22 protein-coding genes, 2 tRNA genes and 1 other RNA gene are annotated in these 24,060 nt (G+C 57.6%); 13 read left to right on the top strand and 12 right to left on the bottom strand.

Going from position 1 to position 24,060, the window contains the following annotated elements:
* Positions 1 to 42: 42 nt before the first annotated feature.
* Positions 43 to 1,599, top strand: coding sequence for a gluconokinase (gene gntK / locus H6G07_RS16080; RefSeq protein WP_073609053.1), 1,557 nt, complete (start codon positions 43 to 45; stop codon positions 1,597 to 1,599).
* A 5-nt stretch (positions 1,600 to 1,604) separates the two neighbouring features.
* Positions 1,605 to 1,913: an isochorismate lyase gene (locus H6G07_RS16075; RefSeq protein WP_073609054.1), complete on the top strand. Its 309-nt coding sequence runs from the start codon at positions 1,605 to 1,607 to the stop codon at positions 1,911 to 1,913.
* Between the two features lie 106 nt (positions 1,914 to 2,019).
* Here the strand turns inward: H6G07_RS16075 and H6G07_RS16070 are convergent, their stop codons facing one another.
* Positions 2,020 to 3,381: a phospholipase D-like domain-containing protein gene (locus tag H6G07_RS16070; protein ID WP_199312144.1), complete on the bottom strand. Its 1,362-nt coding sequence runs from the start codon at positions 3,379 to 3,381 to the stop codon at positions 2,020 to 2,022.
* A gap of 235 nt (positions 3,382 to 3,616) precedes the next feature.
* Here H6G07_RS16070 and H6G07_RS16065 point away from each other — a divergent pair, with 235 nt between their 5' ends.
* The 4 genes from H6G07_RS16065 (at position 3,617) to H6G07_RS16050 (ending at position 6,972) form a co-directional block, all read left to right on the top strand.
* Complete coding sequence (locus H6G07_RS16065) at positions 3,617 to 4,651, top strand: M42 family metallopeptidase (protein ID WP_073609056.1); 1,035 nt, start codon at positions 3,617 to 3,619, stop codon at positions 4,649 to 4,651.
* A gap of 79 nt (positions 4,652 to 4,730) precedes the next feature.
* A complete protein-coding gene (locus tag H6G07_RS16060; protein ID WP_073609057.1) occupies positions 4,731 to 5,192 on the top strand; it encodes a CBS domain-containing protein in 462 nt (153 codons plus the stop codon).
* A 167-nt stretch (positions 5,193 to 5,359) separates the two neighbouring features.
* Positions 5,360 to 6,022: a phycobilisome degradation protein NblB gene (gene nblB / locus H6G07_RS16055; protein WP_073609058.1), complete on the top strand. Its 663-nt coding sequence runs from the start codon at positions 5,360 to 5,362 to the stop codon at positions 6,020 to 6,022.
* Positions 6,023 to 6,624: 602 nt separating this feature from the next.
* A complete protein-coding gene (locus H6G07_RS16050) occupies positions 6,625 to 6,972 on the top strand; it encodes an ATP-binding protein (RefSeq protein ID WP_338420706.1) in 348 nt (115 codons plus the stop codon).
* A gap of 64 nt (positions 6,973 to 7,036) precedes the next feature.
* On the opposite strand, the gene H6G07_RS16045 is transcribed toward H6G07_RS16050, so the two are convergent.
* A complete protein-coding gene (locus H6G07_RS16045) occupies positions 7,037 to 7,342 on the bottom strand; it encodes a DUF6439 family protein (RefSeq protein WP_073609185.1) in 306 nt (101 codons plus the stop codon).
* A 114-nt stretch (positions 7,343 to 7,456) separates the two neighbouring features.
* On the opposite strand from H6G07_RS16045, the gene H6G07_RS16040 reads away from it, so the two are divergent.
* From H6G07_RS16040 to H6G07_RS16030, 3 genes are all read left to right on the top strand, one after another.
* Positions 7,457 to 7,837, top strand: coding sequence for a sll0565 family protein (locus H6G07_RS16040; protein ID WP_084173226.1), 381 nt, complete (start codon positions 7,457 to 7,459; stop codon positions 7,835 to 7,837).
* A gap of 86 nt (positions 7,838 to 7,923) precedes the next feature.
* A tRNA-Tyr gene (locus H6G07_RS16035) sits at positions 7,924 to 8,005 on the top strand.
* Between the two features lie 13 nt (positions 8,006 to 8,018).
* Positions 8,019 to 8,090, top strand: a tRNA-Thr gene (locus tag H6G07_RS16030).
* Between the two features lie 119 nt (positions 8,091 to 8,209).
* On the opposite strand, the gene H6G07_RS16025 is transcribed toward H6G07_RS16030, so the two are convergent.
* From H6G07_RS16025 to H6G07_RS16010, 4 genes are all read right to left on the bottom strand, one after another.
* Positions 8,210 to 9,136 (bottom strand): lysophospholipid acyltransferase family protein, encoded by a 927-nt coding sequence (locus tag H6G07_RS16025; protein ID WP_073609060.1) that lies wholly within the window; start codon positions 9,134 to 9,136, stop codon positions 8,210 to 8,212.
* A gap of 106 nt (positions 9,137 to 9,242) precedes the next feature.
* Entirely contained in the window at positions 9,243 to 9,722 is a 480-nt protein-coding gene (locus tag H6G07_RS16020; RefSeq protein WP_073609061.1) for a YchJ family protein, read from the bottom strand.
* A 44-nt stretch (positions 9,723 to 9,766) separates the two neighbouring features.
* A complete protein-coding gene (locus H6G07_RS26930) occupies positions 9,767 to 10,816 on the bottom strand; it encodes a DUF4268 domain-containing protein (RefSeq protein ID WP_073609062.1) in 1,050 nt (349 codons plus the stop codon).
* A gap of 116 nt (positions 10,817 to 10,932) precedes the next feature.
* On the bottom strand, positions 10,933 to 11,943 hold the full coding sequence (locus H6G07_RS16010) for a GDSL-type esterase/lipase family protein (RefSeq protein WP_073609063.1): 1,011 nt from the start codon (positions 11,941 to 11,943) through the stop codon (positions 10,933 to 10,935).
* Between the two features lie 292 nt (positions 11,944 to 12,235).
* Here H6G07_RS16010 and rplU point away from each other — a divergent pair, with 292 nt between their 5' ends.
* Together rplU and rpmA are read left to right on the top strand one after the other, a co-directional pair.
* Positions 12,236 to 12,634: a 50S ribosomal protein L21 gene (rplU, locus tag H6G07_RS16005; protein ID WP_073609064.1), complete on the top strand. Its 399-nt coding sequence runs from the start codon at positions 12,236 to 12,238 to the stop codon at positions 12,632 to 12,634.
* Between the two features lie 53 nt (positions 12,635 to 12,687).
* Positions 12,688 to 12,957 (top strand): 50S ribosomal protein L27, encoded by a 270-nt coding sequence (gene rpmA, locus H6G07_RS16000; RefSeq protein ID WP_073609065.1) that lies wholly within the window; start codon positions 12,688 to 12,690, stop codon positions 12,955 to 12,957.
* 135 nt (positions 12,958 to 13,092) lie between these two features.
* Here the strand turns inward: rpmA and H6G07_RS15995 are convergent, their stop codons facing one another.
* Positions 13,093 to 13,521: a hypothetical protein gene (locus tag H6G07_RS15995; protein WP_073609066.1), complete on the bottom strand. Its 429-nt coding sequence runs from the start codon at positions 13,519 to 13,521 to the stop codon at positions 13,093 to 13,095.
* A 391-nt stretch (positions 13,522 to 13,912) separates the two neighbouring features.
* Here H6G07_RS15995 and ssrA point away from each other — a divergent pair.
* Positions 13,913 to 14,316, top strand: a transfer-messenger RNA (tmRNA) gene (gene ssrA / locus H6G07_RS15990).
* 520 nt (positions 14,317 to 14,836) lie between these two features.
* Here the strand turns inward: ssrA and H6G07_RS15985 are convergent.
* Together H6G07_RS15985 and H6G07_RS15980 are read right to left on the bottom strand one after the other, a co-directional pair.
* Complete coding sequence (locus H6G07_RS15985) at positions 14,837 to 16,141, bottom strand: YegS/Rv2252/BmrU family lipid kinase (RefSeq protein WP_073609067.1); 1,305 nt, start codon at positions 16,139 to 16,141, stop codon at positions 14,837 to 14,839.
* Positions 16,142 to 16,197: 56 nt separating this feature from the next.
* Positions 16,198 to 18,696 (bottom strand): CHAT domain-containing protein, encoded by a 2,499-nt coding sequence (locus H6G07_RS15980; RefSeq protein WP_084173227.1) that lies wholly within the window; start codon positions 18,694 to 18,696, stop codon positions 16,198 to 16,200.
* Positions 18,697 to 18,806: 110 nt separating this feature from the next.
* On the opposite strand from H6G07_RS15980, the gene H6G07_RS15975 reads away from it, so the two are divergent.
* On the top strand, positions 18,807 to 20,939 hold the full coding sequence (locus H6G07_RS15975) for an alpha/beta hydrolase family protein (RefSeq protein ID WP_199312142.1): 2,133 nt from the start codon (positions 18,807 to 18,809) through the stop codon (positions 20,937 to 20,939).
* Positions 20,940 to 21,175: 236 nt separating this feature from the next.
* Here the strand turns inward: H6G07_RS15975 and eno are convergent, their stop codons facing one another.
* From eno to H6G07_RS15960, 3 genes are all read right to left on the bottom strand, one after another.
* Positions 21,176 to 22,480 carry a phosphopyruvate hydratase gene (gene eno / locus H6G07_RS15970; RefSeq protein ID WP_338420705.1) on the bottom strand — a complete coding sequence of 435 codons (1,305 nt, stop codon included), beginning with the start codon at positions 22,478 to 22,480 and terminating at the stop codon, positions 21,176 to 21,178.
* A gap of 452 nt (positions 22,481 to 22,932) precedes the next feature.
* Positions 22,933 to 23,400: a DUF2188 domain-containing protein gene (locus H6G07_RS15965; protein WP_199312140.1), complete on the bottom strand. Its 468-nt coding sequence runs from the start codon at positions 23,398 to 23,400 to the stop codon at positions 22,933 to 22,935.
* Between the two features lie 74 nt (positions 23,401 to 23,474).
* Positions 23,475 to 24,050, bottom strand: a complete 576-nt coding sequence (locus H6G07_RS15960) for a PsbP-related protein (RefSeq protein WP_139297069.1) — start codon at positions 24,048 to 24,050, stop codon at positions 23,475 to 23,477.
* Positions 24,051 to 24,060 lie beyond the last annotated feature (10 nt).

Here is a 24,060-nt window from a genome sequence, read left to right as displayed (position 1 = left end):
GAAGCGCACCGAGCGATCGCTGCTGTATCAGACCATTACTCTATGACCAACCAGAACTACATCATCGGGGTCGATATTGGTACCACCAGCACTAAGTCGGTGCTGTTTACCGAAGCAGGGCAGGTGGTGGGAAAAGCGCTGGTGACCTACCCCCTCTACACCCCCAACATAGCCACCGCCGAACAAGACCCCGAAGAAATCTTTGCCGCAATGGTCAAAACTGTGCGGGGGCTGGTCGATACCTACGCCCTCGACCCAGCGCAGGTGTTGGGGCTGTGCTTTAGCTCGGCTATGCACAGTCTGATCTTGGTTGACGCCGACGACAAACCCCTCACCCGCAGCATCACCTGGGCCGACAACCGCAGCGCTGGCTGGGAAAAGCGCATCAAGACCGAAATGAATGGCCACGCCGTCTATCGGCGCACGGGCATGCCTCTGCACCCGATGTCGCCCTTGGTCAAACTCACCTGGCTGCGCCACGAGCAGCCCGAACTATTTCAGCAGGCGGCGCGGTTTATTTCCATTAAAGAATTCGTGTTTTACCGGCTGCTGGGTCGCTACGTGGTTGACCACTCCATTGCCACGGCCATGGGGCTGCTGAATTTGGAGACGCTGGATTGGGATGCAGAGGCGTTGGCGATCGCTGGAGTCAACCGCTCATCTCTATCCGAACTGGTGCCCACCACCGCCGTGCTCACTGGGCTAAAGCCCGCCATAGCCTTGGCCATGGGCCTGCGAGTTGAGACCCCGCTGATCGCTGGAGCCAGCGATGGCGTGCTGTCGAATCTGGGAGTGGGGGCAGTCACCCCAGGCCGAGTTGCCGTGACCGTAGGCACTAGCGGGGCCGTGCGAGCGGTGGTCGATCGCCCCGTCACCGACCACCAAGAGCGGCTGTTTTGCTACCCCCTCACTGAGCACCACTGGGTGATTGGCGGCGCGGTCAACAACGGTGGCATTGCCCTGCGCTGGGTGCGCGACCAGCTAGCCGATGCTGAGGTGGCCACCGCCAAACGCCTGGGCCAAGACATCTATAGCCTGTTGATGACTATGGCCGGAACCGTGCCCCCCGGTTCAGAGGGGCTGCTGTTTCACCCCTACTTGATGGGCGAGCGATCGCCCCTATGGAATGCCAACGCGCGGGCCTCATTCTTTGGCCTCAGCGTCAAACACACCAAGTCGCACCTAGTGCGATCGGTGCTAGAGGGCATTGTCTACAATCTCTACCTGGTGCTCAAGGCGCTGGAAGATTTTGCTGGCCCAGCTACCTTAGTTCAGGCGACGGGGGGCTTTGCCGAAGCAGCCCTATGGCGGCAGATGATGGCCGATATCTTTAATCGCGAGGTAACCATTCCTGAACACTACGAAAGCTCCTGCCTGGGGGCCGCTGTGCTGGGCCTCTACGCCCTGGGTAGGGTGCCGTCGCTAGATGCAGTGACGACGATGATTGGAGAAACCTACCGACATCAGCCAATCCCTGAAAATGTGCGGGCCTACCAGAAAATTTTGCCGGTGTTTGAGCGCCTAACGGTGGTGTTTGAGCGGGAGTATGATGCGATCGCCGCCCTGCAAGCTCAGCTCAGCACCATAGCCTTACCCTAAACCCCATGCCTACTCCCGACCAGTGCCAAAATATGGCTGACATTCGCGCCGAGATCGATCGGCTCGATCGCCAGGTGATTGCCCTGCTGGGTCAGCGCTTTGCCTATGTCAAGGCGGCGTCTCGGTTCAAAACCAGCGAGACGGCAGTCAAAGCCCCCGATCGCGTTCAGACCATGCTTCAACAGCGTCGAATGTGGGCCGAAGAAGAAGGGCTGAACGGTGATGCGATCGAATCCCTCTACCGCGACTTGGTCAACCACTTCATCGCTGAAGAACTGAAGCAGTGGCAGCAGAACCCCATGACCAAGCCATGATGCTGAGCCGACGATGGCCTGATTAGTTCCAGTCCACTCATTGCTCTGCAAGGTATTCGCTGCATTGCCCAATACTGTGGTTGGGAAGGGAGTCTAGGGGCAGGAGCTACAACCCACATTTTTCCTGCTGTCGAGCGATCGCCCCCTGCAACTGCGGCGTCATGCCCAGTTCTGCCCCGTCGTACAGCCGCTGAAACTCGCGCTCGAAGTGAGCCGCCACCGTGGCATTGCGAATCACCAGCAGGTTTTCGTCGTTGGTGGTGTTGGCGGCTTGGCTCCAGTTCTGCGAACCGACCAGCACAATGTTTTGGTCGAGCACCGCAAACTTGTGGTGCAGCTTGTCACCAGAGGGCAGAGCCGGTATCCCGACGGTAGTAATGGGATTCGCCCAGGGCACGCTGTTGTCTCGCTTGCAGCGGTGGTCGGGGATGGTGATCCCCAGCATGTCGAGGCCTTCGCTATAGCTGCGGTAGGCAAAACCAGGGTCGATCAGGGTCTTGATGGGCACGCCCCGATTAGCGATCGGTACTAGCTGGTCGCTAATCGCCTGCTCAGAGAATACAAACAGCGCCAGGTGAACGCTCTGAGCGGCCTGCCCCAGGGTTTTGGCAATCAGCCCGTTGACGCTCTGGGTCCAGGGCTGAGTCTTTGAGGTTGGCGACAACTGCACCTCTAGCACCGAGCCAGGGGTCGAGACTAGGGCCGAGGGGCGGTAGGGTTTTTGCAGGCCAAATCGGCTGTCGGGTCGGCCACCGGGGCCGTCGCCCCACATGGTGCTAAATTCTGTCTGAAACCGCTGGGCGAGCGCTGGACTGTCGATCACCAAAATACTGTTGGCGTTCCCCCGACTGTCAGGGTCCAAAAAATCGCCATGGGTGCAGCTCAAGGTCCAATTTGCCGAGCCGGTGACGACGGTGCGACCGTCAATCACCATAAACTTGTGGTGCATCAGGCCGCTGCCCTTGCTGCCGTCGGCGGTGTCATCAATGAGAGGAATGTTGGCCTCAGCCAGAATGGTCAGGGCATCGCGATCGCGCAACTCCCCCTCACTCAGCACCCCATCTTGATTGGCGTCAATAAAGGCGTACAGGTCGCTAGCTTTCGCCTCGTCATGCTCATCAAGCTGGGCGATCGCCGCTGGGTTTCCCCGCTTTGCCATTGGCGTGCTGTAGCTATTTTCGACCACCACCCGAATCTCTACCCCAGCCGCCTTTTGCTGGCTGAGGGCATGGGCGATCCCCGGCAGCGAAAACTCGTGTACAGCAATGTCAATCGACGATTGGGCAGTGGCGATCGCATCGATCACCACCTGCTCCAAGTTATCCCCGTGCCGAGTAATGTTGCGGTAGGGGTCAGTGTAGGTCGCCGCCTGGTTTTGATTAAAATACGCCCGAATATACGGATCCTGTGGGAGAGGATCAAGGGTGGGCAGCGTAGCCTCGCTGTGAAGCTGGCTACTGACTCCCACAAACAGCAGGAACCCAATCCCAAACCCAATCCCCCAGCGCACCCAAGGAGATTTAGGCCAGAGAGGCTGACGTGATTGATGCACAAGCTTTAAACAAATAATTCTGCTTTTAGAAAGCCCAAGGAGAAGCGTTGGCTAACGAGAAGATGGGGGGGATGAGGAAGTAGCTAGAATCAAAACCCCTACCAAAAACGCGCCTCACCTCCCTTATCTTCCCCATCTTCCCCACCTCCCCATGTCCTACGACGCTCTATTTACCAAAATCTCCGACCTAGTCATGTGCCATTCACCTAGCGGTGCGGAGGACGAAATCAATCAACATTTAATGGCTGACTGGGTCGACCTGGGAGTAGAGCACTGGCGCGATGAGGCCGACAATGTCATCGCCAAGATCCCAGGGCGCGACGACAGCCGGGCCATTGCGATCACCGCCCATAAAGATGAGATCGGCACCCTAGTCAAGAGCATCTACGCCGATGGTCGGGTGTCAGTGCGCAAGCTGGGCGGCTCATTCCCCTGGGTTTACGGCGAGGGCGTGATGGATTTGCTCGGGGATCAACAGACCATTAGCGGCATTTTGAGCTTTGGCTCACGCCACGTCTCCCACGAGTCACCCCAGAAGGCCCAGCAGGAGAACCAGCCCGTCACCTGGGAAACCGCCTGGATTGAAACCAAGCGATCGCCAGAAGAACTCGCCGCCGCCGGCATTCGCCCCGGCACCAGGGTGGTGGTGGGTAAGCACCGCAAGCGACCCTTTCGCATGGGCGATCACATTGCTAGCTATACCCTCGACAACAAAGCCTCCCTGGCAATTTTGCTAATGCTAGCCGAGCGGCTGAAAACACCGCCCGTAACCGTGTATCTAGTCGCGTCGGCTAAAGAAGAGGTGGGGGCGATCGGTGCCCTCTACTTTTCTCAGCGCCACCGACTAGAAGCTCTGATTGCCCTAGAGATCTGCCCTCTGGCAGCAGAATATCCCATTCAGGCGGGGGCAATACCTGTACTCCTTAGCCAGGATGCCTACGGCCTCTACGATGAGGGGCTAAATGCCGATCTGCGCCGCGCTGCCGTAGAGCACAACCTGCCGGTGCAAATGGCGATCATCAGCGGCTTTGGCAGCGATGGCTCAATTGCCATGAAGTTTGGCCATGTGTCGCGGGCCGCCTGCCTCAGCTTCCCCACCCACAACACCCATGGGTATGAGATCGCGCATTTGGGGGCGATCGCCCACTGCGCCGACATTCTAGAGCACTACTGTAACGACCTGTGACAGCCCCCCGGTTAGCGATGAACCTTTTCTAAAATGAAATCAGCCAGCTCACCCATCAAACCAGTATTGAACTAACCCCATGGCCAAAACCGTCGCGGATGTAATGACCCCAAACCCGATCTCGGTAGCCCCCGACACCGTGCTCAAAGATGCCATTCAGCTAATGGCCGACAACCACGTGGGCGGCCTACCGGTCATCAACGCAGACAATCATCTGGTCGGTATTTTGTCAGAGTCTGATCTGATGTGGCAAACCACCGGGGTCGACATGCCCGCCTACATCATGCTGCTCGACAGCGTGATCTACCTAAAGAACCCTACCCAGTACAACCAGGAACTCCACAAAGCCCTTGGCCAATTGGTCAAAGACGTCATGACCGATCACGTCGTCACCATTGCCCCCGACAAATCTCTCCGCGAAGCCGCCCACCTCATGCACGATAAGCAGGTGCGCCGCCTGCCCGTGGTCGATGCTGACAAAGTGGTCGGCATCCTTACCCGAGGCGACATTGTGCGGGAAATGGCGAATAGCTACGCGTAGCAAGATGAGGGTGATGGATAGAGTTCTCAGTTTTGAGTGTTGAGTTCTCCCGACAGCACTTCAACTTAAAATTCAAAACTCAAAACTCCCCTTCACCCCTCCCCCTATCGCCGATCCCCAAAATGGCCGATAGTAGAGAGAGCAGATTTGTATTTATCTCTACAAAAATGGCTATTACCCCAAACTCGGTTCGAGAACTGCTCCACTCCGACGACTACGGGGATCGGCTGCGGGCGGTCAACCAAATGCGCGAATTGGACTCCGCCGATGCCTTTGAGCTAGTGCAGCTAGCAGCTAACGACGGCAACGCCAGAGTTCGCTACGCCGCCATTAGCCAGATTGCCAGCTTGGGGCAGCAAGACATAGCCACCGTAGAACCTTTGCTGCGGCGATCGCTGACCGAAGATCCTGACCCCGATGTTCAAGCCGCCGCCGCCGACACCATTGGTGGACTCAAGCTCAAAAGCGCCTACCCCGAGCTAGCTACGCTTTACCACAGCACCGACGAGTGGCTGGTGAAATTTAGCATCGTGGCAGCCCTAGGTGAATTGGGCGAGCCCCAGGCCTTTGACCTCCTGCAAGAGGCCCTCAGCTCAGACAATGAGCTGATTGCCACCGCTGCCATCGGCGCTCTGGGCGAACTGGGCGATCGTCGTGCCCTACCCCTGCTGCTCAACTACACCACCCATTCTGACTGGCAGGTGCGTCACCGCTTAGTGCAGGCCCTGGCCCAGTTTTCCGAGCCAGAGGCTCAATCGGCGTTGCAACAGCTTGCCAATGATGAATCTGAGATTGTCGCGGGCGCTGCCCAACAGCACCTAGGCCTCTAAAAAACGACTTTTGCCAGGCTAAGCTCACGCTTCTAAGCTACTTAATATTACGTAACCTTCTTTTCAGGTTACGTTTCTACGGCTTTAGAGAGCACGTTTAGCATAGATAGAGTTGTGTTGGCTCTAACATGGGTAAGCAGGCTCAAACGTACGCCCCGCCCGCTCTTATGCATGGAAAGGAGCACTGAAATAGCGGTTAGCCCGAAAAACTGCCTGCCGTTGACGAAGCCCTGGCAAAGTTTGCTATAGTGAAATAGTGGCTGTATTGCTCTGCTTGCAACAATTTCATTTCTACAAGTTTTAGACTAACTACTATTTTGGTCTAAATCTTTTAGGGAAAGTGTTGTTAGAGGGTTTGCACAAATGCTAACTCTGAGCAAGCCACAAAAAATATAAATATTTTATTGGTTGTTAAACATCCGTTTTTATTGATTAATCTCTGAACTGCGAGTCAGAGACTTCAACCACTATGTCAACTCAAGACATTGGAGATGGCCTGAGTGATAGCAACTTCTCCATCTGCACAGCAGCAAAAGTGGGACACGCTAAGTTTCGTGTCTACCCTATACTTGCAGCCTGTTTTAGAGCTTTTGCTAAGAGACGTGCCTGCAACATGGCGGGCCGAAGTGCGGCTAGGCTTGCAAGAAGCTCTTGTAAATGCGGCTAAACACGGCAACCGTCTTGATCCTGCCAAGTGTATTTCGGTTAAATATACTACATCAGCATCTCATTTATGGTGGGTGATCACCGACCAGGGATGCGGGTTTAGCCATCCCTGTAGCTGCGATGAAGCCGTTGATGACAACTGCACCTCTAACCCTGGAGAATGCGGTCGCGGCCTCTATATTCTTTACCAAATATTTGACCAGGTGACCTGGTACAACGAGGGCCGAGAGCTGCACCTGGGTAAAGTGGTGCGGCAGCCCCGTCGGCTACCGCTCATTCGCTAACTGATTTCGCTAAGCAGCCGTGTTGTAGAAAGCTGATTTGGCTTCCTCAGCCAAATTTAGGTTGTTAGTCGCTGTGCTCGGCTAGACGAGTTTTGCGATCGCCGTGGGTAGGGCAGGGAGGCGCTTGCAGACTGCGGTTTAACCAGCCGGCAGCCTGCTCAACCCGTACCAGCGCTTCCTCAGAATTTTGCTTGAGCAAAAACACTAGCGCTGCCGCTAGCTGTTCGCTGGCCCGCACACGGCGATCGCGGTTGAGTCGGTGCCAGTCGGCGGGCTTCACGGCTAGGCGCTCCGCCAAGATTTGAGCTAGCTCTAGGTCGGTTAGCTCGGCAGCCGGTTTAGCAGCCCGGGCGATCGCCTGGGGCGTCATTGACGGATCAAACGAAAAAGCCATAGTTACTGAAACCAGTTGGGGTTAACTAGAAGATGTACCCTACCGCAGCAGCCCTGCTAGGTAGATATCTCTGTTTCTCTATTTTGCACAATGAAACCAGGCTACCGGCAAAAGCGATATCACAGCCAGCGCGGCACCCTAGGCGGCAGTGCCGACGAAGCGCCCCGCTCTCTTACGGAACTTATGCACCAGCTAGAGGGGCTAGAAGCACGCCTACACCAGCTTAAGGCTGGTGTCTCAAACTTGCTACAGCTTCAGCAGATTCAAGCAGACGGGGCGGAGAAGGATGCTCAGCACTCGGCCCAGGAAGTGATGAATTTGCAGGAAGCCGCCGATAGCTTTGAGCTAGAGCTGGCCAGCCGAGTCGTATCGTGGCAGCATCTGCAAGAACCCTTTTGGCAGGCGGTGCGGTTTGGCGGGCTAGGGCTTTTACTGGGCTGGGTTTTAGCCTGGTTTGTCTACGCCCGCTAAACTCCAAAAAAAAGTAGGCAGAACTTTTTTAAGTTGCCCAAAAGTAATTCCCCTTCCATGCTAGGATTATAAATCGTGGATGAAGCGGGTCGGTGCCCGAGTGGTTAATGGGGGCGGACTGTAAATCCGCTGGCTACGCCTACGCTGGTTCAAATCCAGCCCGGCCCATCCACGACAACTTGCCCTTATAGCTCAGTGGTAGAGCACTCCCTTGGTAAGGGAGAGGTCACGAGTTCAAATCTCGTTAAGGGCTTTCCAAAATCTTGCCAGAGCAGAGTACAACTGCTCTACAAACTGCCGTCGAGAGTTTTGGTCGTCGGTTTGTGATGAGTGGATCCTATTCAATTACCCTCAATTTTTCAGGGTAAGTATTTACCAGAATAGACGGTTCAGCCAGTGGCGCAGCGGCTGCGGCCCCTGGGGCTCTTGGTAATGGGACGGCAAAAGGGCTTGAAAGGCTTGTTCGAGCTCGGCCAAAGCGGCATCAATGGCAACGCGCTTGGGTCGAGTTTGGTGGGGCACATGCACAGCCGGGCCAAACCGCAGGGTAATTTGTTTGCGAAAGTAGAGAATTTTGGTACCGATAATCGCCACCGGGTAGATCGGTACCCCCGATCGCATAGCATAGAGCACAGTACCGCGCCGCAGAGCATGCATGTGCCCCTCCCGTTCTCCGAGGCGACCTTCGGGGAAGAGCATGACGCCGTCGCCTCGGGCCAGCAGAGACTGCACCGCCTGATCGATTTGCCGCATTTGCTGAATTGAACTGCCATTGGGCACGTGTTCGCGAATGGCAGCGGCCAGGGGCTTGAGATCATCCTGCCCGTTGTCGGCGGCGGCCATCACAGCCATTTCTTCCTTCCACCAGCGCTCTAGGGGAATCACGCCCCCTGCCCAACCGATTAGCCAGCGCTTCCAGCGTTTGTTGTAAAGGGTGCGGGCATCGCCCAGGATGTAGTAGTAGGGGGTGGGGGGGCAAAAGGCCAGCAGCAAGAACGGGTCTAAATGGCTGAGGTGATTGGCGGTCAGCACATTGGGCTCGGTCGGAATATGCTCTGGGTTCTCGATGCGCACCCGAAAGCAGGCTTTGATAAAGCGGCGCATAACCCAGCGGCGAATGCCACCGCTGACGCGCCGATCGGCGGTGCCCTGGGCGATCGCACTCAGCTCGGCCAAATCGATCGCAATGCACTGGCGCACCGCCGGGTTTTGCGACGTAGCCACCCCCTCTTGCACCCGAACAATGGCCTCTGGTGTCAGTGCAGCAGTTAGCTCAGCGGGTTGTAGGGTGTCGGTCATAGCAGCGGCCCAGATACATTTAACAAAACATCAGGACAGGATTGCCATGAGTATGGAATGCCGCTGCGAGGATGGCTAAGGTTTCCGATAATTCTTCAAATTTTCCTTAGCGACCGTGGCAGGCTTTATACTTTTGGCCGCTGCCGCACCAGCAGGGGTCGCTGCGCTTGGGCTCCACCGGAGGCAGAGCATCCCCGTCTAGATAGAACCAACGCTGTTTTTGCCGCACAAAGCGCGATCGCTCATGCACCTGACCCGGTCGAGGGTCTGCATAGTAGGCAATGAACTCGACAATACCTTTGCTGTCAGCCACCTGGCCAGCCTCAGTGGCAATTACCCGCAGTCCCAGCCAGGTAGTAGCCGCCACGCTCTGCCCGATCGCTGCCCGCTGCCCCCCATACCGCTGGGTCGGGTGGTGGGTGGCAATTAGATAGTCAATGTTACCCTGGTGGTAGGCCGTATAGCGCGATCGCATCAGCGCCTCTGCCGTCGGTGCCCCCACCTTACCCCTTAAATAAGGTTGACAGCACCCCCCAAAGCTCTCTCCACTGCCACAAGGACACCCATCCGTAGCCCCTATCCCCATGCACTACCCATCCACCCATCTACCCACCCACTCTCCCACACCCCCTACCCCCGAGGCCGCGCCGGCAAAACCAGCGTGTCTGTGATAGCCGCCCGCTTGGGCAAGGGTTGATAGCCGTTGGCATCGAGTCGCTTGATGCGGTCAAAGAAGGCTTCGTAGAACCGCTCCAGGCAGTCACAGAACCAAGCCTGATAATCGGGCCAGCGATCGCGATCGTCCAAATTCACCTCGGCTAAGGTGCTAGCTACCATGCAGGCCTGATCACCAGTGCCGTCCCAGATCAGGGGCAGGCCCATTTCGTCAGCGATGGCCTCGCGCTCCTCGGCCAGCAGGTGAAAGTGGGGCTGAGCGTCAATTCCTGAGAGCAGCAGCTCGGTGTAGAGGCTGCCGTGGTCGCGATCGAGAATGGCGTTGAGGCGAAACCCAGCTCGGGCGATGGCGAAGCCCATGGTGGCTTCAGGGGTGGGTGAGCCGGGCTTCACCAAACTGCCCTGGCGATCCATGCGATCGCACAATCCACTCCAAAACTCTAAATGCTGCTGCTGTAGGGGCGTCAGCGGCTCGGGCTCGGGCTCCCTGGGGGCAACGTTCTCAAGCTCTTCGACTTCTAAATCCGCCTCGCTGTCTTCCACAGCCCCGCACACCGGAATGAAGTTGGCGGCCATGGCGGCCTTACCAATCTGCCAAAGCTCTACGGTCAGTCCTAAAAATGTGACCTCACTGCTTTGGTCAAGCCAGTCAAAGGTTAGCGCCGCTGCCGCAGAAAAACTGGGCGCGACCCAGAGCACCGCAGCGGCATTCTCGGCAGCAGCCCAAGCAAGCAACTGGCCCAGATCGCTGAGTTCAGGCTCATCTAAGTGAGCTGCCACTAGAACCAGCGCTCCGGTGTCGGTCTCGGTCAGCAGGGCATAGCCCAGCTCAGGCAGGGGATCGGTTTTTGGCAAGTCTAGACTCAGCCCAGCCGCTTCACCCAATAGGTCTAAGGTTTCTGCCTCAGCGAACCACTGCTGAAAATCGGCCTGGGTCTGCCAATAGTCGGTAGGGTCGAGTTTTTCCAGTCGTCCTAGCTTGGGTTGGGCAGCTCGCTTAGGCACAGGTAATTCGCTCTGGCAGAGGGCAATTGTTGATCCTATTATGGCGTGCCATCGACCCACAACGATGCCCTATCGTGACGGCGTTGCCCCTGAGTCAGACCCAAATATTGAGCCAATTAATAGCTGACTAGCGCCGCCTGCCACAGGGTATAGCCCTGGGAACTCAGGTGCAGACCATCGGTGGTGAGGTCTACCCGCAGTAGCCCCTGGCGATCGCTAAAGGTAGTGTACAAATCCACATAGGTAGCTCCCTGGTGAACTGCCAGGGCTGCCAAGCGCTGGTTGACTCGCTGAATGCGATCGCTCGACACCTCCTGCAACCGCGTCGGCAAAATCGAATACACCACCAACCGCGCCTGGGGATGTTGTTGCTTGAGACGGGTCATCATTCGATAGAGATTGTCGGCTACTTGAGCCTCAGGTACCCCATTCTTCAGATCGTTAATGCCTGCCATCAGATGAATAGTTTGGGGCCGGGTGTCGGCAAAATAGTGCAACCGCTCCAGCATATGGGTCGTGGTCTCCCCCGAAATGCTTTGGTTCAGCCACAGTTGGTCAGCGGGCAGTTCGTCTATCGGCAGCCATAGCGCCAGCGAATCGCCCACCATCACGGTTAGCGGGGCCTGCTGTGGGCGGCGGGCAATAGCAGCCGCCTCTGCCGCTAGCAGCGCCTGCCAGTCGCCGTGGGTGGGAGAGACAAAAGCCCGCTGCCACCGGGTTATGTAGCGGTACGGGGCCACCTGGGCGTAAATCTCTCCGGCCTGAAGAGCGGCGGTGCGAAACTGGTATAGCTGCGCGCCGGTAACGGGGCGAGCCCTAGGGTCTACCTGGGGCAGGGTGGGACGACGGCTAGGGGTCATCACCTGCTCGGGGCTGGGCCAGCGGGCGGCAGCAGCACTCATTGAATGTGGCGGCTGCCTGGGTGCCGTCGTCGCCATGCTGCCCCCGTTCGTGGGGCAGGCCTCAATATTGTCAGGGTTAGCAGCAGGGGAGCAGAGGTTTGGGCTAGGCAAGGGGAGTAGGGCTGCGTTTGCAACCTCTCTCTGGAGAGGTGCCTTTTCCTCCATTTCTAAGGGGAGTGCCCCGCCGCCCAACGTTAGCTGGGCCGCCAATAGCCAAATATCCATACCTACGTGCCTCAACATCCCAATTCGTTTTCCAGGTCAGCCCGTTGCTTATCAGGATGAAATGGCAGGATTCTCCGGCTATCTATGCCGCAAGGCGATCGGCAAACCGAAATTCACCGCGATCGCAGCCTCAGACAGCCGTATCTCCCCCTTGACAGAGCTGGAACTGCTTCGTAATAATGAAAGACTGTGTTTATGCGCTCGGATCAGGTTCCTAAGGCTAACGCCTCCCGCAGCGGAGCCCCAGTCTTGGGGTCGTTGGCACCTGTACGGCGGTTATGAGGTAAAAGAAATGACGTACGCAATTGTTGAAACCAGTGGAACGCAGCTGCGGGTAGAGCCCGGTCGCTTCTACGACGTAGATCGCTTGGCCCTCGATGTAGATGACCAAGTCACCCTAGACCGGGTGCTGTTTGTCAGCAACGATGGCGAATCTGTGGTGGGCCAGCCTGTCGTTGAAGGCGCAACCGTAGTAGGTAGCGTAGTCAGCCATCTGCGGGGTCGCAAGGTAATCGTCTACAAGATGCAGCCCAAGAAGAAAACCCGCAAAAAGCAGGGCCACCGCCAAGAACTCACCCGAGTGATGATTAACTCCATTGAGATGAACGGCAAAGTGATCGCAGGCGAATCTGCTCCCGCCCAAGCCGATGCTCCTGCGAAGGCAGCGGTTGAGGCCGAAGCTGAAAGCTAAGCCTCCCCAACTCGCGCTAGATTAAACAGTAGGTAGGTTGAAGGAATACACCCATGGCTCACAAGAAAGGTACAGGTAGTACTCGCAACGGGCGCGACTCAAACGCTAAGCGCCTCGGCGTTAAGCGCTACGGTGGCGAAGCTGTGATCGCTGGCAACATTTTGATTCGTCAGCGGGGCACCAAAATTCACCCCGGTAACAATGTGGGTCGCGGTGGCGACGACACGCTGTTTGCGCTAGTAGACGGTGTAGTGACCTTCGAGCGTCGCGGCAAGAACGGCAAGAAAGTCAGCGTTTACCCCGCCGCTGTCGCTGCTGAATAGCTTTGAGATTAAGGACTGGGTAACTGCTGGTTCAACTTAGCGTTTTCTAGGTTAGTCCACAGGTACCCAGCTCCATTCCCAACAAAAAAGCTCCTCTACGTGAGGAGCTTTTTTGTTGGGAGAATCTGACGTTGACTAGTCTAGATAGCCCATCAAGATAGAAGGATGAGGATCTACATCGTCATTATTGGCAATGGGGCGATCGCCGGGCAGCGTGTGAATATCGGCAATGTGCAGGGTGCTTACGCCTACCGGACGGTGCCCTGGCAAAGTATCCACGGTTGAGATCTCAAAGGTATTGGCACCAATGGGGCGAGTGCCAGCGCGATCGAGAGTACCCACGATCTCAAAGGTACCTAAGGCAATGGGACGATGGTTGGGCAGACTGTCAGTCTCAACAACTCGAGTGTTGTCGGCCAGCACCATGACATCGCCGTTCTCAGCACTAGCTTTGACGATGCCGCCAGCAGCAGCACGTTTAGAACGATTGCCCCGAGTAGAGCGGGTTGGTTCTTTTTCGGGGGTATCGGCACTACCGTTGCTAGAGTCGTTGGTCGTGGTCATAGGGGTAAAAAGTCCTTATTTCTGCAAACAGCTGCCCATGGGGCAAATCGCTGATTATGACTATGAGATGTGATTAAAACCTAGAGCCTGCCTTGGCGCATGCTGCCAGTGGGCAACCCCCGCCAGAAACAGAACCATTAAGTAAATATTATACTTTGATGACTACACCATCGAGTTTACGAAAGATTATTGGCGGCATAAGGGATTTCTAATCAAGGCTGCGGTGGGGATCGTTGGTTTGCGGCCCCAGGGAAACGTTGAAGGCAGAGTAACCCTAGCCCGATCGCGGTGGCACTCAGCCGCGATCGTGTTCTTCTCACCCCACTTGAAAACCAGGGAAATACCGATCAGCCAAATCCATGATCTATAATGGTTGGGTAAGCAATATCGTGGGGCTGTAACGGTTTCGACGTTTTGACGAAAGTCACGCTGTGATACAGGCCGAGAGTGAGTCTACTCTCGTAAATCAAGGCTCAAAACAAACGTAAATGCGAACAACATCGTTCCTTTTGCTCGTAAAGCTGCACCTGTTGCCGCTTAATCTAAACCTAGTTTAGTTCTAACTTAGTTAGCGAGCGTTCATAGTTCGACTCCGTTAAGAGCTATGGACAAACCCCAACGGATGCTTCAGTGATTCTCCTCTGGTGGATTCACTGATTAAGACTTAGCCAGAGAATCCCGCCGTCCGGGATAAGTGGCGGTTCCGGCCCTGAGGATTAGACGGGCTAAGCCTGTGAATGAGTGGTGTGTTAATACTCAGAGCGGACACGGGTTCGACTCCCGTCAGCTCCATCCCTAAATTCTGTGTTCGATTATTAATTATCTTTCCATCTGAGAGACCCAATGTTGGGTCTCTTTTTTCATCTGCCTATACTGAGAAAGCAGCCCTGGCTGACTGCTGTGTTGCCCTTGAAACAAGCCCTTGACGCGAATCCTAGTCCAGCTTCGTCCCTATTGATCAATCCTATTGAGAACAATGCGGTTTCCCATCTTGCCCTATCTTTACCAACCAGTTTTTTGTCGCAACCACAAAACCGTACTCAATCCTTGGCGGTTTTGGTATTTGCACCAAGTGCGTTACCTAGAACGCTGCTGGCTGCGGGAGTATCGGCCTGAGCGACACCCCAGCCCCTAATCTCACGTTCTTTCACTACTCTCAATTGCTGGACACAGCCTGTAGCGCGGCCCAGCAAAGAGTCTAGGCTAGGCGATCGCCGCTCCAGAGTGCCTTTTTGGCCATCGGGTTTTGCCCTGAGTAGGCGATCGTGACCTTAATTCCACCGGTGAGTCACGGCCACCGCGCCCTTGGCAGCGGCTAGAGCGTTTGAAGAGGCGCAAATACCGTGAGTGCGTCGGGCAGACACTCAAACAACATTGGGTTGGCCTCTAAAATCTCGCCGTCAATCACCAGCTTTTGCGGCGGGTCGGTGGTCACCTTAATACGACGAGCCCGCAGGCAGGTAATGTCGTCTCGTTGGGTTGGATTACCCCAAGCCGCTGCCGCGACTAGAGACGCCATAGCATTGATGCCCTGGAGCCGGGTCGTGCTAGTGGCAATGGTAATCTCTAGCAGGCCGTCGTCAGGAATCACCTCCCCTAACCCCTGGGCCAGCACAGAAGTCGGCGGGGCTACGTTGGCTACGGTAATGGCGGTAGTGGTCACCGTCGTGATTTCCCCGTCGATTTCGAGGGTGGCGGTGAAGGGTTCGGCAGCAGCCAGTTGTCGCACCCCCGAGAGCACGTAGGCCAGGTTACCTATTTCGTTTTTGAGCTGGCGGCTGGCCCCGTCAACCATACCGGCCTCAAACCCTACCCCAGCCAGCAAGATCATGGGAATGTCGTTGCAGCGAGCGGCGTCAATCACGTGGGTGTTGCCTGCCAAAATCGTTTCGCAGGCACCGCGCAGGTTAGTGGGGATGCCCAAGCCCACCGAAAACGCGTTGGCGGTGCCCCGTGGAATCACCCCCAGGGGAATACCTGTGCCTATGGTGGCTCCGGCCACTGCCGACACCGTACCATCGCCACCGGAGGCAATAATCAAGCTGCGGCCCATGTCGTGCTCAGTTTTGGAGCGAATGTGGGCAATTACCTCCTGGGCCTGCTCCGCTGGATCAACCTCGGGCTTAGTCATGATCACGTTGACCATGATCTGGGGCTCAAGCACCTCTTTAATCAGGGCCAGATCGGCATTGGGGTTACCCTGACCGGCCACCGGGTTAAAGATCAAGTAGGCAATCTGACTTTCGGCAATGCCCCGCAGCAGCAGCGTAGCCGACATGGCGTTGAGGGCAGCGGGGATGCCCTGGAGTTGGCAGGCCCGCAGCACCAGCGAGAAGCTAGGGAAAGCGACGGCGATCGCCTCTGGGTCAGTGAAGAAAATCACCCCGGCCACCTCCCCGGCGATGATGTGGGCGGCCAGCTCAATGTCGCCCCCCTGGCTCGATTCTTTGAGGGTAACTAGCTCGATATTTTTTAGATCCCAACCTTGGTCAATGCCACGGGCCATTTCTGCCGGGGCCATAATTTGAAAGTGGGTCAACACCCCCTCATGCTTTGAGAGCCAATCCAGGACAAGGGTAACCTGAGTGGGATGGGCCAGAATAGCGAGAGTGCTGGGCATAGATGGTTCTCAGTAGTTCAATCATGCTAGCACCCGGTTTAGTCGGTGAGAAAAGCTCAGTTATTGGTCTCTAGCACCGGGTCACCGCTGCCGATGGCTAGCTGGCTGACAGCGGTTTGCCAACTGGCCATCAGGGCTGGCGACCACCGCCAGTTGAGGGATAAGGCGTTGGGATTCACCATGGTGGAGTCGAGGGCTAGGGTCTGGGCGAAGTAGGCCTGGGCCTGCTGCTGAAGCTGAGCCTGTTCTTCGGCGGCAATGGCAAGCTCGCTGGTCTTGTGGTAGGCCAGAGCCAGTCCGGCGTAGGCATTGACCGTTACGGGAACGGCCACCTGGGGATCGCCAGGGTTAATGTCGCGCCGCTGGCGCTGGTCAAGGTCGATCGCCCGTTGCCAAGCTGCTATAGCCTGGTCGTAGTCGTTCAGCGCCAGGTGGGCAAACCCCAGCGCCACCCAAGCCTCAAGAAAGTCGGGGTGACCCTCGGTGGCCTGAGTCCAGGCGCGCAGGGCATCGCTGGGGGAGGTATCAGCGGTGCTGCCAACGACCATTTGCTGCCAGGCCAGTCGCCCCCGCACGTAGGCTAGGTCTGGGTCGAGCAGCTGTGACTCAGGGATAGCAGCCACCGCTGACTCGGCGGTGGTCAGGTCATTGCGATCGAGCAGCTGTTCGATCAGAGTGCGGGCGGTGTCGGTACGCCCTAGGGCGATCGCATTTAGCGCCCCTGACAGCAGCGCTGGGCTGGCGGTCGACGAGGTTCCACCCATGTCACTGACCACTGGTGGCGGGGCCAGATCGCTTGCCGTAGGGCGGTTGACGGTGGTTAGGGTGATGGTGGCTAGCCCTAGCACTGCTCCTAACCCCGCTAGGCCCAAACTACCCCACACCAGCAGGTTAGGAGACACCGACCAGCGCCGAGGCAGCGCCCAAGTCAGCGGCGGCACGAGTTCTGCAGTTGACGTCGCGGTCGGGGCAGGGGGCAGGGGGTACAGTGGCGTAGGGCTGGGCTGGGTCTGGGGCAGCAGGCTTTCGGCGGGGTCGGCGATTAGGGGGCGATCGGAGCCCGACCCGTCGCCGTTGCTTGAAGGTTGGGGCTGAGATAACCGCTGTACCAGGTTGGTTACAGCAGTATCGACAGGCTCTGGCTGCTCTAGATCTTGCAGCCAGTCGTAGAGAGGTGGGGCCGCGCCGTCGCTGGCGACATCCCTAGCCTGCTGGGTAAAGACCTCTGCCGCCAGACTAGAGATGTCGGGGTCGGTGCTGTAGTCAGGCAGCAGCAGGGCGGTTTCAGACAGGCCATCATCTCCAAAACCATTGCCTGGGGCAGCGGAGCTGTGATGGGCGTAAAGGTAGCCATCGAAGTCGGGACGCAGGTAGAGCAGGGGCAGCATCCAAAAGGGCTGATCTGATCCGTAGGCCGACATCAGCCCCTGGCGCACCCGGCTGAGGCATAGGTCGATGGGGTGGCCCTGGTGCAGGTTGCGGTAAAGCAGTTGGGTAAAGGTGAGCGCCACATCGTCGGGGATGCGCTCGGCCATGGCGATGACACCGGGCACCCCCCGATTGACGAGGGCCTGCACCAGGTTTTGGTCGCGCCAGCCCGCCTGGGCATCGTCGTGGGGGGTATAGGCTCCGCGGCAGGAGTTAAATACCGCCAGGCGGACGCCGTTGTTGACTAGCAGGCCCGCCAGGTCTTCGCCGCTGAGCCGTTCTGTCAGACCGGTCTGACGATTGACTAGAAACAGATCGCCGCCAGTATCGCCTGCGTCGCTGTGGCCGGCGTAGTGGAGAATTTGGAACTTGCCCTGCTCTAGGGCCTGGGCCAGCTCAGGCCGCCCTGGCTGTTCTAGAATCGTCAGATCTAAGGTTAGATCACCAGGCTGAGTCGATTGAAGTCCGTTGATTAGACTTTGCACCTCCTGGCGCAGGGCCAGTCGCTCCTGATCGCTGGGGGCCGAGATAATCACCAGTAAGCGGATGGGATCGCTGGCGGGAGATAGCGGCACCATGACCGCCAGATCGCTGACCATTTGAGCTTGGTAATAGCGGCACAGGGTGATATCGAGGCCGGTGGACAGGGGGCGATCGTCGTCGTAAAGCAGCTCCCAGGGAAGGCGCTGCACCCGGCTGTCTTTAAACCCTAGGCGCAGCCGCAAGGGTTGTCGGCGATTTTGAGCAACCCCCTGAGCGGCGATCCAGCTATCGCGAATGCGCCCTTGAAACAGTCCCTGGTAGAGGGTTTGACCGAGCTGAGTCCAAGGATCGGGGGTGGAGGAAGGGGCAGCAGCAGCTGTGAGCAGAGCCTGTAACGGATCCTGAAACAGCACCTCGGCCTGGGACAGCCAAGTGGCTAGGGGCCAGGTAACTTGGGCCTCGGCTAAGGGTACCCCAGCCGCTACAGCTTCGGTGCGCAGCAGGTAGGTGTCTGGCCCCAGGGGGGTAATCGAAAGCTGAAATTCCTGGGTCACGGCCTGGGTCACGGGCGGTAGGGTGTGGGTTTCTTTCACGTTAGCTTGCTGGGCTGCTCTCGGCGATAGGGGCGGCGGGGTTGTTAACATCCGGTTAGATCAACCCGCGAGGTGTGGGGATGGCGCTATGATGGCTTGTCTTTAATTACAGGGCCTTGGTGGCGAATTCCTGGCGTATTTTTGGTGGTTGGGGCAGGGGGTTGAGCCGCCGCTGCTCTCCTGGGGCTGCAATGCTGCGATCGCTCACCCTAGCGACCCTCACAGTTTTGGTAGCGGCAGTTCCAGGGCAAGCAGAAATCATCTCCGTGGAGCTGGAGGGGTTTGAGATACCGCCCCTACCCGAGGCCGAGCAAAACCGGCTCGATGCCCTGCTCGGGGTGCGGCAGATTGAGGTGCTCAGCACCCTGAGCCCTGACGGATCTACCCTGGTGGTAGCCGTCAGTAGCCGCATCTTTACAGAAGATCGCAGTCTGCACTTTCTCAACCTGCGCACCGGGGCCTTGAGCGACGCCCTCGCCCTGGAGTATGACATGGTCAGCCCCGACCTGCCCCTGCGCTGGATCAGCAACGACACTCTGCGGTTTGTGCAGCAGGATCCCTACGGCCCGTGGGAGATTATCAGCGTCAATCGAGTGACGGAGATCGCGTCGCGCACCCAGGTCTACCCCACCCAGCCCGAAGAGGGAGAAATTTTGGGCATGGCCCCCGACTTTTCCAAGTTTGCCCTGCGGGTCTATGGCGAAGACGAGGACACCATCTATGTGGTGTTTTTGCCGTCTTTGCGCCGTTTGGAGGTAGCCAAACTGCCCGAGGGGTTGCAGATTCAGCCGCTGGCCTGGTCAGAGAGCGGCGACCAAGTGGCTGTGGTGATGTCGTCGGGGGAGGAACGCCGCCTGTACGATCGCACCCCCAACACCCCCAGCTTGGCCAAGCCCGTCGTGCAAGATGCCCTGGGTCGCCTGGATCCAGCAGACAACCCCTTTCATCAGCACAGCACCGTGCGGGTATTTGACTTCACCCAATCTGAACCGCTGCGCCTAGAGCTAACGGCCCCAGCCTCTGGTGGCGATCCCTTTGCTGGGGCCAGCCTCAGCCCCGATGGCCAACGACTGCTGCTCAAGCGCTATCGGCCCAGCGTGGTGGCGGGCCGAGAATACCCCTCCTACGCGTTTCCTGAGTCGGCCTACTTTGAGGTCTATGACCTGGCAGGGACGGTGCTGGATACGATCGCGACCGACGCCCTGCGGGGGCCAACGGAATCGGGAGGGCAGTTCTTGGGGAGCGATCGCCTGCTATTTTGGGGCACCGAGGACATCAACCGCCATCTGCATGTCTACGACCTGGGCCAGCGCACCCTCACTCCCCTGCCGCTACCGCCAGGCTCTGTAGATGCGGCGTCGATTGTTGCCAGTGAGAATGGCGACACCGTGGTCTACGGTTTTTCGTCGGTAACGCAGCCGCCGGAATTATTTGCGCTCACCACCGATGGCGAGTCGGAGCCGCGATCGCTCACCACCATCAACGAGGCCGTTGCCAGCAGCAACCGGGTGCGGATGGATCCGGTGAGCTTTACCACAGGCCAAGGGGAACGCCAGGGCTTTCTAGTTCAGCCAGCGGGCAGCGCCTTCCCGCCCGAAAGGGTGCCGATTGTGGTTTGGCAGCAGGGAGGGCCGGGCTTCTCGATGGTAAATGAGTTTGCCACCGAGGTCGAAATGCCGCTGAATCTGCTGCCCAATTTTGGCCTGGCGGTGCTCGTGGTGCCCCTGTCGGGGCGCGAGGGGTTTGGCCCCGAGTTTTACCGCGCCCTGGCCGACAACCAAAACTTTGGCCAGATCGACCTCCAAGAGGGGGCCGAGATCATTCGCCAGATGATTCAGCAGGGCTGGACGACTGCTGCCCAGGTGGGGATCACGGGCTGCTCCTACGGCGGCTACTACACAGCTCAGTTCACCAGCCAGTATCCGCTGCTGGTGGCGGCGGCCAACCCCCAGTGCTCGCTGCTCGACACGCTAACCGAGTGGCAGTTGGGCTATTCGTCCCTGTTGTCGTACCTGGTGGGGCAAACACCGATGGAAGCCCCCAATGCCTACCTCCAGTCGTCGCCGCTCTACAATGCGGCATCGATTCGCACCCCTACGCTGTTGTTTCACGGAGCCGAGGATTTTTTGCAGGTCGATGTCGCCCGTAACTTCCACGATGTGATTGAGCGGGCAGAGGTGCCCGTCACCCTCTATGAGTTTCAGGGGGTGGGTCACAGCCTCTACGGGTCGGGCCATCAGCCCCTGGCGGCACAGCTGCAAATCGAGTTTTTTCGGCAATATTTGCAGCCCTAGTCGAGGGTAGCCGTACCGGGTCAACTGTCAAGCGCCTGTTTTGAATTAAGCCGCTGTCCCATGCGGGAGGATACAAAGCCGAAGCTAGACGCCCAGGCTTAACGGCCCACACCCCGTAGGAGCTGAGCAGGCTCAATCCCTACAGACAAAAACTGCCGCAGCAGGGCCACGGCAGTTTAGGTTTGGGCTTTCCTCTCGCTCCCTAAAAGAGGAGTTGTGAGGATGATGGGGCGTCTTTAAGCAGTCAGGGTTTTGCGCTTGAAGGTGTTGAGACCGGCGTATTGAGCCTTGGCACCCAGTTCTTCTTCAATGCGTAGCAGCTGGTTGTACTTAGAAAGGCGTTCGCCCCGGCAGGGAGCGCCCGATTTGATTTGCCCCGTCATCGCGCCCACCACCAGGTCGGCGATGAAGTCGTCAGGGGTTTCGCCGGAGCGGTGGCTGACCATGCAGGTGTAGCCCGCCTCGTGGGACATTTTGATCGCTTCGAGGGTTTCGGTAATCGAGCCGATTTGGTTGACCTTGACCAGGGTCGAGTTGCCAACGCCGTCTTTGATCGCCTGGGCAATGATGGCGGGGTTGGTGACAAAGGCGTCGTCGCCGACTAGCTGAATGCGATCGCCCAACCGCTGAGTCATGGCTTGCCAGCCCGCCCAGTCTTGCTCGCCCAGACCGTCTTCGATCGACACAATGGGGAACTGGTTGACCCAGCTTTCCCACAGGTCAATCATGTCGGCGGTGGATTTGCGGCTGTTGTCAGACTTATAGAACAGATAGCTGCCGTCCTCTTGATAGAGTTCGCTGACGGCGGGGTCAAGGGCGATCGCAATGTCATCCCCAGGCCGCAGACCGGCTTTCTCAATGCCCTTGAGAATCACTTCAATGGCTTCCACATTGCTCTTGAGGTTGGGGGCAAAGCCGCCCTCGTCGCCAATGGCGGTGCTGTAACCCGCGTCTTTGAGCACCGACTTGAGGGCGTGATAGACCTCGGCCCCGTAGCGCAGCGCCTCAGAAAAGGTCGGCGCACCCACCGGAGCAATCATAAATTCTTGAAAATCGACGCTGTTGTCGGCGTGGGCACCGCCGTTGATGATGTTAAAACAGGGCACCGGCAGCAGCACTGAGTCGGGGCCACCCAAATGGACGTAGAGGGGAATATCGGCGGCGACGGCAGCCGCCCGCGCCACCGCCATCGACACACCCAGAATAGCGTTAGCGCCCAGGGTACCCTTGTTGTCGGTGCCGTCTAGGGCCAGCATTTTGTGATCTACGGCGGCGAGATCCATCGCATCCATGCCGAGAATGGCTGGGGCAATGGCGTCGTTGACGTTGGCCACGGCCTTGAGCACGCCCTTGCCGCCATAGACGGCTTTGTCGTCATCCCGCAGTTCTAACGCCTCGCGAATACCAGTGGATGCTCCAGAAGGCACACCAGCCCGACCCTTAGCCCCACCCTCTAGCACTACATCGACTTCAACCGTGGGATTGCCCCGCGAATCTAAAATCTGCCTACCGTGAACCGATGTAATTGCGACCATAACCATTACTCCGTTGGTAATTCCATAGACCGTTGCCACCCCGCCATTGAGGGCGCACGTGCTGAAGCGTTAAATTATCCTGTAGTATCCTACCGGGTGAAAGCCCTCTTCTAACGTCGCTTTGGCCACCGTTTACGCTATCCAGCGCACTGTTGAGCCGTTTTAAGGGCGACTGTTCAAACTTCCGCCGACGTGCCCTTAAGCAAGATTGGCTTCTGGCATAGTACTGGCATCAGGTTAAGGCTTCACAGATTCTTGGCATCCTCTAGGCATAGCTCTTGCAAGGTAGCCCCGTCTAAAGCTTGAGGATTTTTAGGAGGATAGCACTCACTATCCCCATGGTCACATTAACCAATGCTGAGCTAGTAAGACTCATATCCGACGAAATTTTTCAGCAGCCTTGGATGCTTTAAAAAGCCTTGGGGGCAGAGTTTTTAGACTTTACCCAAGCAGTAACATTAGGAATAATTCCGTTCTTCAATGATGTCGCCCTGCCTGTTGTGAATGCAGAGTTCTGTCTTTTGAGCTTTCGCTTTTTCACTAGCTTTATCTACCACGTCGGCTTTTTTGCTGCCCTGGGCGATCCGTTTTTGGCCCTGGGTTGCAATCCATCCCGACTCTTCCGGGTCAGCAAAAACGTGAATTGGATCTTCATCGCCTTTGGTATCATCGGCGGCAACGGCCTGACCTGTGGTGCCGCCGGTATTCTTTTTGGCGATTTGTTTATGGCGGCGTTTGGCCCATTTTTCTGATTGGGCAGTGGCGATCGCGATCGCCCGACCATCCCCATATCCATCTTCCAGTAAGGCATTGGCAATATCGATCGCCTTCCGCCTGACCTCAGCGGTCAGATTCTTCATGGAGGTTGGATAATCGTCGTAGGTCCAGGGCATCTTTACCATCAAGCCTGTAAATTTCAGTCTCAAGGGAAAACGGAACAAACGTTCACTTCAACAGGGGCAACCTTGCACCCTGAACCTTTCTAGTGCCGCTAGTTGTCTTAGGGCGCAGTGCTGGTCGCTTGCGATCGCGCAAACGACCGATGAATCGCATTCAACACCGGGTCGATATCGTCGGTGGTGTCGCCGTAGTAGCTGGTGATGATGGCGGTGGCGGTGGGGTAGCCCACGTAGGTGATAAACGCGTTGGGCAGGTCTTCAGGAATGCCGCTAATCCAGAGGCGCACGGCAGTGACTCCATCGATGGTGACGGCATCGTAGCGGGTGACGGTGTAACCATTGGCGCGCAGCGACTCTAGCGACTCGCCCACGACCTCGCGAGGGGGTGCCTCTTGCCAGGTGACCTCGGTGCGCATGGCAGGCAGACTGCCGCTGGCCCCGGCGCTATCGGCGACGAGCTGCGGAGCCTCGGTCTGTTCGCTCACCTGCCACCCAGCCGGAAACGCAATAGAGAATAAATCGGCGTAGGTGGTCGTTTCTAACACCGGGGCCGCCTCAGCCGCCGGGGCACTCTCAGCCGCTACCACCGCCTCAGGCCCCTGCGCCAGAGCCGGGGATGCCCCTACCGTCAGGGCCACTGCTCCAAGTATGAATCCCCAGGGTGTAAGGTGTTTCATCACGACTCTC

The sequence above is a fragment of the Phormidium tenue FACHB-1052 genome, from assembly GCF_014696675.1.
Taxonomy (GTDB): Bacteria; Cyanobacteriota; Cyanobacteriia; order Phormidesmidales; family Phormidesmidaceae; genus Nodosilinea; species Nodosilinea tenuis_A.
Note: the sequence above shows the minus strand (reverse complement) of the source record. Positions and strands in the feature narration are given on the sequence as shown.